This is a genomic window from Mediterranea massiliensis, assembly GCF_900128475.1.
Classification (GTDB): domain Bacteria; phylum Bacteroidota; class Bacteroidia; order Bacteroidales; family Bacteroidaceae; genus Bacteroides; species Bacteroides massiliensis_E.
Genome location: NZ_LT635836.1, coordinates 138,526 through 150,483, shown reverse-complemented (window position 1 = coordinate 150,483; position 11,958 = coordinate 138,526). Strand labels below are relative to the sequence as shown.

The window sequence follows — 11,958 nt, the reverse complement described above, 5'->3', positions numbered from 1 at the left end:
CGTTCTCTTTTTCGTCTTTTCAATGATGGGGTGAGTGTCTTCAGGATTTCTTCTTTTCCACGCTCCAGCCGAACTTGCCTATCTTGGGGCCCAGTTCGTAGTAGCCGCCGTGGACGTAGACCAGCGGGTTGGTTTCGGCCAGTTCCAGCTTGCCCGTCTCGGGGTTGAGGTGGTTGTTCTCGGCGCGTACGTTCACCACGTCGGCGATGAACATGTCGTGCGAGCCCAGCGACACGATTTCCTTGACGCGGCACTCGATGCAGAGGGGCGACTCTTCGATGAGCGGCGCCCGCACCACGGTGCACCGTCCGGGCGTCAGATGCATCTCCTTGAACTTGTTGTAGTCGCGACCCGAACGCACGCCGCACCAGTCGGTGGCGCGTGCCATGTCCTTTGTGGTGAGGTTGATGACGAACTCCATGTTGCGGCGGATGATGTCGTAGGAGTGGCGTTCGGGGCGGATGGAGATGTAGCACATGGGCGGGTTGGTGCACAGGGTGCCCGTCCACGCCACGGTCAGGATGTTGTATTCCTCGGGCGTGCTGCCGCAGCTCACCAGGACGGCGGGCAGGGGGTAGATGAGGGTGCCGGGTTTCCAGTCTTCTTTCATTTATTTAATTGAAAATTGAAAATTGAGAATTGAAAATTATCTGTTTTGAACATTGTTTTATTGGAAATTGAGAATTGAAAATTGAAAAATTATCTGTTCAGACTGGCCTTGGTCGTTTTTACGATGCTTGCCAATAGTTTGACGATTTCTTCGCAATCTTTATGAATGGAGGCGAATTCGTTGTCTTTCAAGTAATGGGTGCTGTGCAACAAGCGTATCCAATACATGGTTTCGTTTGCCTCTTTCAGCGAGACATTCATCTTGTTCAGAAAATCGGCCTTGCTCTGTGCATGAACGGCTTCTTGAATCAGCGCTCCGATAGCGGTGCCGCTTCGAAGCATCTGATTGGACAAGGAATGAATCTCTTTCTGTCGGTTCAGATATTTGTGAAGATTGACAATGCGGATGGCGAAATCATAGCTCTTTACCTCAATGGTGTTGAACTTCAAGATATGGTTTTCGCTCTCCATTTTCAATTAAATGATTTCGATTTCCTCCCTCGTCTGCTCCTTCTCGCAATAGTGGCACTTGATGACGCAGCGTTCCTTGTCGATGACGTGGAAGCGGGTGGGCATGGGCTCGTTGTTAGTGATGCACTTGGGGTTGGCACATTTCACGATGCCGCGCAGCTCGTCGGGCAACACCAGTTCGCGCTTCTCCACCACCTCGTAGTTGCGGATGATGTTCAGCTTCACGTTGGGTGCCACGACGGCGATGCGGTTGATTTCGTCGTCGCAGAAGAACTTGTCGGCAATCTTGATGATGCCCTTCTTGCCCAGCTTCTTGCTGTTGAGGTTGAAGCCGATGGTGATGTTGTTGTTCATGTGCTCCAGGCCCAGCAGCGACACCACGGTAAACAGTTTTTCGGAGGGGATATGGTCGATGACGGTGCCGTTCTCCAGCGCGGCTACCTGCAATTCTTTCTTGTCGTTCATTTCTTTTAATTGAAAATTGAAAATTGAGAATTGAGAATTTTAGCTAATTGAAAGTTGAAAATTAAAAGTTAAAAAATTGGCGAATCATTTTCCATTTTCAACTTTCCATTTTCACTTCCTCCAGCGTGATGCCCAGCACGTCGCAGAGGATGGCTTCGCGGGCGTAGAGGCCGTTCTGAGCCTGCTGGAAGTAGTAGGCCTTGGGACTTTCGTCCACGTCGTAGGCAATCTCGTTCACGCGCGGCAGGGGGTGCAGGATGCGCAGGTTGGGGCGGGTGTACTCCAGCATCTTGCGGCGCAGGATGTAGACGTTCTTCACGCGCTCGTACTCCATCAGGTCGGTGAAGCGTTCGCGCTGCACGCGCGTCATGTACAGGATGTCCGCCTTGGCGATGGTCTCCTCGGTGAAGTCCGTGTGCTCCACGTAGCGGATGCCGTGCTCGCGGCAGTATATCTTATACTCTTCGGGCATCTTCAGTTCGTCAGGGGCGATGAAGTGGAAGGTGGGGTTGAAGTGGCGCATGGCCATCAGGAGCGAGTGTACGGTACGTCCGTATTTCAGGTCGCCTACGAGGAAGATGTTCAGGTTCTCCAGCGTGCCCTGCGTCTTGTAGATGGAGTAGAGGTCGAGCATCGTCTGCGAGGGGTGCTGGTTGGCGCCGTCGCCGGCGTTGACGATGGGCACGTCGGTCACCTCGCTGGCATAGCGGGCGGCTCCCTCCAGGTAGTGGCGCATCACGATGATGTCGGCATAGTTGCTCACCATCTTGATGGTATCCTTCAGCGTCTCGCCCTTCGACGAGCTGGTAGCCTTGGGGTCGCTGAAGCCGATGACGCGTGCGCCCAGGCGGTTGGCCGCCGTCTCGAAGCTGAGGCGTGTGCGCGTCGAGGGTTCGAAAAATAAGGTTGCCACGACCTTTCCGTCCAGCAGGTGGCGGTTGGGACGTTCTTCAAACTGCTTTGCCATTTCCAGCATGTAGAGGATTTTTTCCTTGCTGTGCTCGGCGATGGTCACTAAACTTCTGTTTTCCATATTGTTGTTGTTTCTTGTTAATCTTCGAGAGTGTAAAGGTAGGCAAAAACTGCGGTAGTTGGAAGTCTGTGCCCCGTTTTTTTTCCTTCCGCCGCCATTTTTCCTCCCGTCCCTACAAAGGTAGGCATCTCCCGCCGAAGCGCCAAAAATGGGGTGTCAATAAAGTCTGAAAATCTGTTAACCGGTCGGGCGTTTTGTGTTAATAAAACTAATGCATTGCTTTCCAGTTGGGAAAGCGATGCTTTTCGCGCGGGCGGGGGCGGTGTTTCCTTTAGCTGTTGTAGCTGTTTGCGGTTATCGGTCGGTGCCTGGCTGCTCAGTTTTTATAGCCATAGATTTTCACATTCGTTAACTTACGCAATTACAAATTACAATTACAGTTAGGTCAATATCGTTTTTTTGCGTGCTTCTCCTATGCTCCTTATATATATTTATTATATTATATATTATATATATAATTAAAATATATATATAATATATAATATAATAAAATTATAATATACTATTTAATCTGAACGATGCCGAAACTCACTTTCGTCTAACTGTAATTGTAATTTGTAATTGTGTAAGTTAAAAAGTGTTTATCAGAAGGGCTGCCGGACAGACGTGCGTTTCCGGCCTTGAAAAGCCGCCGAAAAGTGATGCTTCCTCTTGTGTAATTGCGCCGGAAGTTGTATCTTTGCATGTTATTAAATCAAAGTAAAAACGAAACGCTGAACATGATAAAGAAAGTCATCATAACCCTCTGGATACTGCTGGCCGTCATGCTGCTGGCATGCGTGCTGGTGTTCACCTCCATCTCGAAAGGCTGGATAGGCTACATGCCGCCCGTCGAAGACCTAGAGAACCCTAACTACAAGTTTGCCACACAGGTCTTTTCGGCCGACGGAAAGACGCTGGGCACCTATTCGTACAGCAAGGAAAACCGCGTCTACGTGGGCTATCAGGACCTGTCGCCCCACATCATCAACGCCCTCATCGCCACGGAAGACGTCCGCTTCGCCGAGCATTCGGGCATTGACGTCAAGGCCCTGTTCCGTGCCGTGGTGAAGCGCGGCCTCCTCTTCCAGAAGAACGCCGGCGGCGGCAGTACCATCACCCAGCAGCTGTCCAAGCAGCTCTATTCGCCCAGTGCGGAGAGTACGCTGGAGCGACTCTTCCAGAAGCCCATCGAGTGGGTCATCGCCGTCAAGCTGGAGCGCTACTACACGAAGGAGGAAATCCTGACGATGTACCTCAACAAGTTCGACTTCCTGAACAACGCCGTGGGCGTGAAGACCGCCGCCTACACCTACTTCAACTGCGACCCCAAGGACCTCAAGGTGGAAGAGGCCGCCACGCTGGTGGGCATGTGCAAGAACCCTTCGCTCTTCAACCCCGTGCGCCGCAACGAGCGCACCCGCGGACGCCGCAACGTGGTGCTCGACCAGATGCGCAAGGCCGGCTACCTGACCCAGGCGCAGTGCGACTCCCTGCAGGCCCTGCCCCTGAAGCTGAAGTACAACCGCGTGGACCACAAGGAAGGCCCCGCGCCCTACTTCCGCGAATACCTGCGCACGGTGCTGACGGCCAAGAAGCCCGACAAGTCCGACTACCGCGGCTGGCAGATGCAGAAGTTCTACGAAGACTCGCTCGACTGGGAGACGAACCCCCTCTACGGCTGGTGCGAGAAGAACACCAAGAAAGACGGCAAGAAGTACAACCTCTATACCGACGGACTGAAGATATACACCACCATCGACTCGCGCATGCAGCAGTATGCCGAGGAGGCCGTGACCGAGCACCTCAAGGAGTTGCAGGGCTACTTCTTCAAGGAGAAGAAAGGCCGCAAGAAGGCTCCCTACAGCTTCCGGCTGACGCAGGAGCAGGTCGATGAAATCCTGTTGCGCAACATCCGCCAGACCGACCGCTACCGCCTGATGAAGAAGGGCGGCGCTTCGGAGAAGGAAATCATGAAGGCCTTCAACACCCCGCAGGAGATGTCGGTCTTCAGCTGGGCGGGCGAAGTGGACACCGTGCTCACGCCGCTCGACTCCATCCGCTACTACAAGCACTTCCTGCGCGCCGGCTTCCTGTCGATGAACCCCCGCAACGGACACGTGCTGGCCTATGTGGGCGGTCCCAACTACCACTACTTCCAGTACGACATGGCCATGGTGGGCCGCCGTCAGATTGGTTCGACCATGAAGCCCTACGTCTACGCCCTGGCCATGGAGAACGGCTTCTCGCCCTGCGACGAGGCACGCCACGTGTCCTACACCCTGCTCGACGAGAACGGCATCCCCTGGACGCCCCGCAACGCCAACAACAAGCGCATCGGCGAGATGGTGACCCTGAAGTGGGGCCTGGCCAACTCCGACAACTGGATTACTGCCTACCTCATGAGCAAGCTCAACCCCTACGAACTGAAGCGCCTGGTGCAGACCTTCGGCGTGCGCAACCGCGAAATCGTGCCCAGCGTGTCGCTCTGCCTCGGCCCCTGTGAGATATCCGTCGCCGAGATGGTGAGCGCCTACACCGCCTTCCCCAACCGCGGCATCCGCGTGGCTCCGCTGCTCGTGACCCGCATCGAGGACAACGAGGGCAACGTGCTGGCCACCTTCTCGCCCGAGATGAACGAAGTCATCAGCACCTCCAGCGCCTACAAGATGCTCGTCATGCTGCGTGCCGTCATCAACGAAGGTACCGGCGGCCGTGTGCGCCGTCTGGGCGTCAAGGCCGACATGGGCGGCAAGACGGGTACCACCAACTACAACGCCGACGGCTGGTTCATGGGCTTCACCCCCTCGCTCGTATCGGGCTGCTGGGTGGGCGGCGAAGACCGCGACATCCACTTCGACACCATGCTCCACGGACAGGGAGCCTCCATGGCCCTGCCCATCTGGACGAAATACATGAACAAGGTCTATGCCGACAAGACCTTGGGCTACGACGAGACTGAGACCTTCCAGCTGCCCGAGGACTACGACCCCTGTGCCGACAACGGCGAGGTGTACGAGGAGGTGGAGGAACCCACACCCGACATGGGGCTGGACGACCTCTTCAACTGACGCGCCGCGATGGAATACCTCATCAGTATAGGCAGCAACGAACGTCGGGTCGAGAACATGGCCCTGGCCCGCCGACGGCTGGCGCAGCTCTTTGCGGACATCCGCTTCTCGGCCGAACGCGAGACGGACCCCCTCTGCCTGCACCGCCCGTGCCGCTTCTCCAACCAGGTGGCGTGCTTCCACTCCGGCCTCTGTGCCGACGAGGTGCGCTCGCGCCTGAAGACCATCGAACGCGAAGCCGGCCGCCTGCCCCAGGACAAGCCCCGCGAGATCGTGCGCCTCGACCTCGACCTCCTGTCGTGCGACGGCCGCGTGCTCAAGCCGGCCGACATGGAGCGCGGCTACGTCCGCCAGGGCATGGAAGAATTGAAAATGGAAAACGGAGAATTGAAAATGAAAAACGAAGCTTTGAAATTTATAGGAATCATACCCGCCCGTTACGCTTCCACGCGTTTCCCCGCCAAACCTTTGGCCATGCTGGGCGGCAAGACCGTGATACAACGGGTGTACGAACAGGTGGCAGGCGTGCTGGACGACGCCTGGGTGGCTACCGACGACGAACGCATCGCCGAGGCCGTGCGCGCCTTCGGCGGGCAGGTGGTGATGACCTCCGTCCACCACAAGAGCGGCACCGACCGCTGCTACGAAGCGTGCACCAAGGTGGGCGCCGGCTACGACGTGGTGGTGAACATACAGGGCGACGAACCCTTCATCCAGCCCTCCCAGCTCGAAGCCCTGAAGGCTTGCTTCGACGACGAAGCCACGCAGATAGCCACGCTGGTGAAACCCTTTACGCCCGACAATGGCTTCGAGGCGCTGGAGAACGTCAACTCGCCCAAGGTGGTGGTGGACAAGAACCACAACGCCCTCTACTTCAGCCGCTCCATCATCCCTTACCAGCGCAATGCCGACAAGCACGACTGGCTCAAGAACCACGTCTACTACAAGCACATCGGCCTCTATGCCTACCGCGTCGACGTGCTTCGTCAGATAACCTCCTTGCCCCAGTCGTCCCTCGAGCTGGCCGAGTCGCTCGAACAGCTCCGCTGGCTGGAGAACGGCTATCGCATCAAGGTGGGCACCACCGACGTTGAGACCATCGGCATCGACACGCCGCAGGACCTGGCGCGTGCGGAAGAATTCCTGAAAACACACGCCGCCCGATGACCGACCGTACCCAACAGCCCCCTATACGCAAGCCCGGCCCCATGGCCGTGCGCCGCCCCGAGCGGGTGGTGTGGCCCAACGGTGTGCCCCTCAGTGTGCTCCATGCGGGCGACAACGAGGTGGTGCGTGTCGACGTCCTCATCGAAGGCGGACGCTGGCACCAGCAATATCCCCTCCAGGCCCTCTTCGCCAACCGCATGTTGCGCGAAGGCACCCGCCGCTATACCGCCGCCCAGATAGCCGAGAAGCTCGACTATTATGGCGCGTGGCTCGACCTCTCGAGTGCTGCCGAGCATGCCTTCGTTACCCTCTATTCGCTCAACAAGTACCTGCCCCAGACGCTCGACGTGCTCGAGAGCCTCGTGAAGGAACCTGCCTTCCCCGAAGCCGAACTGGCGACGGTGGTGGCCAACAACGTCCAGCAGTTCAAGGTAAACCAGCAGAAGGTCGACTTTCTGGCCCATCGGGGGCTGGTGAGTGCCCTCTACGGCGACGCCCATCCCTGCGGACGCGTGGCTTGTGAGGCCGACTACGGGCGCATCACTCCCGAACTGCTGCACTACTTCTACCGCCGCCACTATCATGCGGCCGGCTGCTCCGTCTACGTCTCGGGCAAGGTGACCGACGAATGTCTGCGCCGGCTGGAGGCCTGCTTCGGAGCGGAGCCTTTCGGCGAGGGCCTGCAACGTCCCTCGCGCGCCTCTTTCGAGCCCTGCACCACCTCGGACAAACGCCTCTTCATCGAGCGTCCCGATGCCTTGCAGAGCGCCGTGCGCATGGGACTTGTCACCATCAGCCGCCACCACCCCGACTTTGCGAAGCTTCGTGTGCTGGTCACCCTGCTGGGCGGATACTTTGGCAGCCGCCTCATGTCCAACATCCGCGAGGACAAGGGTTACACCTATGGCATCTCTGCCGGCCTCGCTTCCTATCCCGACGACAGCCTGCTGGCCATCTCCGCCGAGACGGCCAACGAGTATGTGGAGCCGCTCGTGGCCGAAGTCTACCACGAAATAGACCGCCTGCAACACGAGCTGGTGCCTCTGGACGAACTTCAGATGGTGAAGAACTACATGATGGGCGACATCTGCCGCAGCTATGAGTCGGCCTTCTCCCTGTCCGACGCCTGGATTTTCCTCCACACGTCGCACCTGCCCGACACCTATTTCGACGAGGTACAGGCCGCCATCAGCGGCGTGACCCCCGAAGAACTCCGCCGTCTGGCGCAGGAATACTTGTGCAAAGAGAATTTAAAAGAAGTGGTGTCGGGTAAAAAAATGTCCTAAAAAGCCATGGGGCATTCCCCCTCTTTGGCGGATAAATTGTAAATTTGTCACTTAAAGTGAAAAGAGAAATACGAGCAGACAATGAAAGCAAGATACATCTATATAGCATTTGCGATGGCCTGTCTTTGTCAGAGCCCCGCCGTTTCCGCACAGGAGAACGGAGGCTTTCTGGACAAGGTGAAGAACGTCTTCTCCTCGGAGGTCCGCATTGGAACCTATACCTTCAAGGATGGGGCGGTCTACACAGGCGAAATGAAGGGTCGCAAGCCCAATGGAAAAGGCAAGACGGTCTTCAAGAACGGTGATACCTACGAAGGCGAATATGTGAAAGGCAAGCGTCAGGGATATGGCGTCTACACCTTTTCAGACGGCGAACGCTACGAAGGCCAGTGGTTTCAGGACCAGCAGCACGGGCAGGGCGTCTACTACTTTGTAAACAACAACCGCTACGACGGCTTGTGGTATCAGGACTACCAGCATGGCGAAGGCACGATGTACTACTACAACGGCGACGTCTACGTGGGCAACTGGGTGAACGACAAGCGCGAAGGCCAGGGCACCTATACGTGGAAGAACGGTTCGAGCTACACGGGTTCGTGGAAGAACGACAAGAAGAACGGCAAAGGCAAGCTGGTGTGGAACGACGGAAGCAAGTACGAAGGCGAGTGGAAGGACGACTTCCGTAGCGGCCAGGGTACGTTCGAATATGCCAACGGCGACAAGTACGTGGGCGGATGGCGCGACGACATGCAGCACGGCCAGGGCATTTACTTCTTCCACACGGGCGACCGCTACGAAGGATCCTACGTGCAGGGCGAACGCACGGGCGAAGGCATCTACTACCATGCCAACGGCGACAAGTATGTGGGCGGTTTCAAGAATGGCATGCAGGAGGGTAAGGGTACCTTCACGTGGGCCAACGGCGCCGTCTACGAGGGCGAGTGGAAAGACAACGAACGCAACGGCAAGGGCGTGTACAAGTGGAGTGCGGGCGATTCGTACGACGGCGAATGGAAGCACAATAAGTTCGACGGCCGCGGTACGCTGGTGCAGGCCAACGGCACCCGCTATACAGGCGGTTTTGTAGACGGATTGGAAGAAGGCAGCGGCATACAGACCGACAAGGACGGAAACACTTTCGAGGGCTTCTTCAAGCAAGGCAAGAAGGACGGCTCCTTTGTGGAGAAGGACAAGTTCGGCAAGGAAATCCGCAAGGTGACCTATAAGATGGGGCGTATCGTGTCCAGCAACTGAGAGGCTGGGACACGTTCTCGTGCAAGAAATAAAGAAGGGAGTGCATCGCGTCGGATGCACTCCCTTTTCTGTTTGTTTCCAGGCCTTTCGGCTTAAATCAGATATTGCGAGCTGATGGATTCGTTGTTCACTACACGCTTGATGGTCTCGGCAAACATGTCGGCAATGCTCAGCTGTTTTACCTTGGCACACTTCTTGGAGTAGGGGATACTGTCGGTGAACACCATTTCAGTCAGGCCGGACTCTTGCACGCGGAAAGAGGCAGGGTCGGACATGACGCAATGGCTGGCGATGGCACGTACCGACTTGGCACCTGCGGCCAGCATGATGTCGGCAGCCTTGGTGATGGTACCGGCGGTGTCTACGATGTCGTCAACGAGTACTACGTTCTTGTCCTTCACATCGCCGATGATCTGCATGGAAGCCACTTCGTTGGCTTTCTCGCGCGACTTGTTGCAGAGTACCAGGGGCACACCCAGATACTTGGAGAATGTGCTGGCACGCTTGGAACCGCCTACGTCGGGCGTGGCGATAACCAGGTCTTCCAAGTTGAGTGACTGGATGTAGGGCAGGAATACGGCCGATGCATAGAGGTGGTCTACAGGGATGTTGAAGAAACCTTGGATCTGGTCGGCGTGCAGGTCCATCGTAATCAGACGGTCGATGCCGGCTACAGAGAGCAGGTCGGCCACCAGCTTGGCGCCGATGGATACACGCGGTTTGTCTTTTCTGTCCTGACGGGCCCAGCCGAAGTAGGGCACAACGGCATTGATGGTCTTGGCCGATGCGCGCTTGGCGGCGTCAATCATCAGCAGCAGCTCCATCAGGTTGTCAGAGTTGGGGAAAGTGGATTGAACCAGGAAGACATTTGCTCCGCGGATGGATTCTTCGTAAGACACGGCGAACTCACCGTCGGCAAAGTGGGTGATGTTCATTTTTCCCAGCGGGCAATTCAGGCTTGCGCAGATTTTCTCTGCAAGGTATCTCGAATTTGTTCCTGAGAATACCAAAAAGGGTGCTTTTTCGCTCATTGTTATTGTAATAGATGTTACCTATTTATTAAACTTCAGCAAAGGTAGGCATTTCTTGCTGATTTCGCCAAGACTTATTGTATAAAAATAAGACGGAGGGGATGGAAAGCAGGAAAAGCCCTCTTTTTCTCCTCGGAAAACGGGCGCCTTTCCGTCCGAATGATAATAAACGTTTTTTCTTGGGGGCGAACGTCTGTTTTTTACTGATTTATTCGTAGCTTTGTTAGCATGAGAACAGTGAAATGTGTGGCATTCAAGCTCGTCTGTGCCTGCGCGTGGTGCGTATGGCTGGCACTGGCTTCGTGTGAGGGCCTGGCGCCTTCGGGCGAAGTGGGGCGGGTAGACTCGCTCAACGGGGAGGCCTATGCCTGGCGCTATCGCGACCTCGACTCGTCGCGTGTGGCGGCCCGTCGTGCCTTCGAGGAGGCGCGTTTTTATCGTTCGGGCAGGGCAGAAGCCTGCAACAACCTGGCCTTCTGCGCCTTCATGGAGATGGATTTCAAGGAGGCCGAAGCCTTGTACCGCTCCGTCTACGAGCTGACGAAGAACGAACTGGAGCTGCTGGTGGCCGATGTAGGCTTGATGAGGGTCTACCAGCGGACGGCCATGAACAAGGAATTCTACGACTACCGCAACAGCGCCCTGCGGCGTATGAGCCGCATTGCCGAAGACGAGGACCTCTTTGCCGAGGGTCACGAGCGGAGGCGGCTTGCTTATGCCCGTTCGGAATTCTATATCGTGTCCGCCGTCTACTATTACTATCTGCAACAACGCCCCGAGGCGTTGGAAAACATCCGCCAGGTGTCCGACGAAGGGATGGCCGACACCGCCCAATGGCTCTATGCCCACTACGTCCGCGGAGCGGCTTCACTGGTGGAGGGACAAGGGGACGAGGCGCAGAAGCTGCGCGACTTCGACGAGCTCTTCACCACGTGGCGGGTAGCCTTGCGGAAAGATTTCCCCTATTTCGAAGGCAGCTGTCTGCAAGGCCTGGCCGGGCTGATGGCGTCGGCCGAAGATTACGACTACTTTCGCGAACATCGCCGGCATGCCCTCGACCTGCTGGGCATGTCGGCCGACACGTTGCTCCCCCTGCGCTTGGGACAGGAGGCCTTGCAGAAGTTCGCCCAATATAAGGATGTGTATCAGACGGTGGGTACCTACGTCGAAATCAGCCGCTACCTGAACGAGCACGGCCGCTATGGAGAGGCGCTCGACACGCTTCGGGTGGCTCTGGATGCGGTGAATGCTCACCACCGCCACTACTACCAGTGCGAGGACACCCTCGACCTGCTGAAGATGTACGACCATCGCAACGCCCCTGCCGTGGAAGCCCAATGGATGGCCGGCCAGCTGAAGACTCCCCCCGAATGGATATCGCGCATCCGCGACCAGCTCAGTGTGTCGTATGCAGGCCTGGGCATGAAGGAGCGCTCCGACTACAACCGCAACATATACCTCGACATCCTCGAAGACACCCGTCAGGACAAGGAGCTGGAGAGCCGCTACGAGGCCTTGGAGCGGGGCATGTACGTGCTGAACCGATGGTCGCTGGCCGTGGTGGCGGGCATCGTGGCGGTGCTGGTGTTCTT

General features: G+C 56.7%; 10 protein-coding genes and 1 pseudogene. 6 read left to right on the top strand and 5 right to left on the bottom strand.

All coding sequences use genetic code 11. From position 1 onward, the window contains the following. Window positions 1–40: 40 nt before the first annotated feature. The 4 genes from BQ7483_RS05255 to pyrB form a co-directional block, all read right to left on the bottom strand. Window positions 41–610 carry a flavin reductase family protein gene (locus tag BQ7483_RS05255; RefSeq protein ID WP_072545133.1) on the bottom strand — a complete coding sequence of 190 codons (570 nt, stop codon included), beginning with the start codon at window positions 608–610 and terminating at the stop codon, window positions 41–43. A gap of 89 nt (window positions 611–699) precedes the next feature. Further along, entirely contained in the window at window positions 700–1,080 is a 381-nt protein-coding gene (locus BQ7483_RS05250) for a four helix bundle protein (RefSeq protein WP_021848139.1), read from the bottom strand. A gap of 6 nt (window positions 1,081–1,086) precedes the next feature. Continuing rightward, a complete protein-coding gene (pyrI, locus tag BQ7483_RS05245) occupies window positions 1,087–1,545 on the bottom strand; it encodes an aspartate carbamoyltransferase regulatory subunit (RefSeq protein ID WP_022020337.1) in 459 nt (152 codons plus the stop codon). 97 nt (window positions 1,546–1,642) lie between these two features. Further along, window positions 1,643–2,578, bottom strand: coding sequence for an aspartate carbamoyltransferase (pyrB, locus tag BQ7483_RS05240; RefSeq protein ID WP_072545132.1), 936 nt, complete (start codon window positions 2,576–2,578; stop codon window positions 1,643–1,645). A 719-nt stretch (window positions 2,579–3,297) separates the two neighbouring features. On the opposite strand from pyrB, the gene BQ7483_RS05235 reads away from it, so the two are divergent. The 5 genes and pseudogenes from BQ7483_RS05235 (at window position 3,298) to BQ7483_RS05220 (ending at window position 9,335) form a co-directional block, all read left to right on the top strand. After that, on the top strand, window positions 3,298–5,628 hold the full coding sequence (locus tag BQ7483_RS05235) for a transglycosylase domain-containing protein (RefSeq protein ID WP_072545131.1): 2,331 nt from the start codon (window positions 3,298–3,300) through the stop codon (window positions 5,626–5,628). Window positions 5,629–5,637: 9 nt separating this feature from the next. Further along, window positions 5,638–5,985, top strand: a pseudogene (locus BQ7483_RS17980) (2-amino-4-hydroxy-6-hydroxymethyldihydropteridine diphosphokinase); the annotation flags it as partial. A gap of 51 nt (window positions 5,986–6,036) precedes the next feature. Continuing rightward, window positions 6,037–6,795: a 3-deoxy-manno-octulosonate cytidylyltransferase gene (gene kdsB, locus BQ7483_RS05230; protein WP_205096261.1), complete on the top strand. Its 759-nt coding sequence runs from the start codon at window positions 6,037–6,039 to the stop codon at window positions 6,793–6,795. Next, a complete protein-coding gene (locus BQ7483_RS05225; protein ID WP_072545129.1) occupies window positions 6,792–8,081 on the top strand; it encodes a M16 family metallopeptidase in 1,290 nt (429 codons plus the stop codon). The genes kdsB and BQ7483_RS05225 overlap by 4 nt, the downstream gene beginning before the upstream one ends. Before the next feature lie 114 nt (window positions 8,082–8,195). Beyond that, on the top strand, window positions 8,196–9,335 hold the full coding sequence (locus BQ7483_RS05220; RefSeq protein WP_407657207.1) for a phosphatidylinositol-4-phosphate 5-kinase: 1,140 nt from the start codon (window positions 8,196–8,198) through the stop codon (window positions 9,333–9,335). A 92-nt stretch (window positions 9,336–9,427) separates the two neighbouring features. On the opposite strand, the gene BQ7483_RS05215 is transcribed toward BQ7483_RS05220, so the two are convergent. Further along, window positions 9,428–10,366 (bottom strand): ribose-phosphate pyrophosphokinase, encoded by a 939-nt coding sequence (locus tag BQ7483_RS05215; protein ID WP_072545127.1) that lies wholly within the window; start codon window positions 10,364–10,366, stop codon window positions 9,428–9,430. Between the two features lie 246 nt (window positions 10,367–10,612). On the opposite strand from BQ7483_RS05215, the gene BQ7483_RS05210 reads away from it, so the two are divergent. Next, the coding region (locus BQ7483_RS05210) for a DUF5112 domain-containing protein (protein ID WP_407657204.1) at window positions 10,613–11,958 on the top strand (1,346 nt) is incomplete at its 3' end.

Excerpts from the sequence above, each read along its gene's own strand:
- BQ7483_RS05225 (WP_072545129.1), top strand. The coding sequence starts at position 6,792 with ATGACCGACCGTACCCAACAGCCCCCTATACGCAAGCCCGGCCCCATG.
- pyrI (WP_022020337.1), bottom strand. The coding sequence starts at position 1,545 with ATGAACGACAAGAAAGAATTGCAGGTAGCCGCGCTGGAGAACGGCACC.
- BQ7483_RS05250 (WP_021848139.1), bottom strand. The coding sequence starts at position 1,080 with ATGGAGAGCGAAAACCATATCTTGAAGTTCAACACCATTGAGGTAAAG.
- pyrB (WP_072545132.1), bottom strand. The coding sequence starts at position 2,578 with ATGGAAAACAGAAGTTTAGTGACCATCGCCGAGCACAGCAAGGAAAAA.
- BQ7483_RS05255 (WP_072545133.1), bottom strand. The coding sequence starts at position 610 with ATGAAAGAAGACTGGAAACCCGGCACCCTCATCTACCCCCTGCCCGCC.
- BQ7483_RS05235 (WP_072545131.1), top strand. The coding sequence starts at position 3,298 with ATGATAAAGAAAGTCATCATAACCCTCTGGATACTGCTGGCCGTCATG.
- BQ7483_RS05220 (WP_407657207.1), top strand. The coding sequence starts at position 8,196 with ATGGCCTGTCTTTGTCAGAGCCCCGCCGTTTCCGCACAGGAGAACGGA.
- BQ7483_RS05215 (WP_072545127.1), bottom strand. The coding sequence starts at position 10,366 with ATGAGCGAAAAAGCACCCTTTTTGGTATTCTCAGGAACAAATTCGAGA.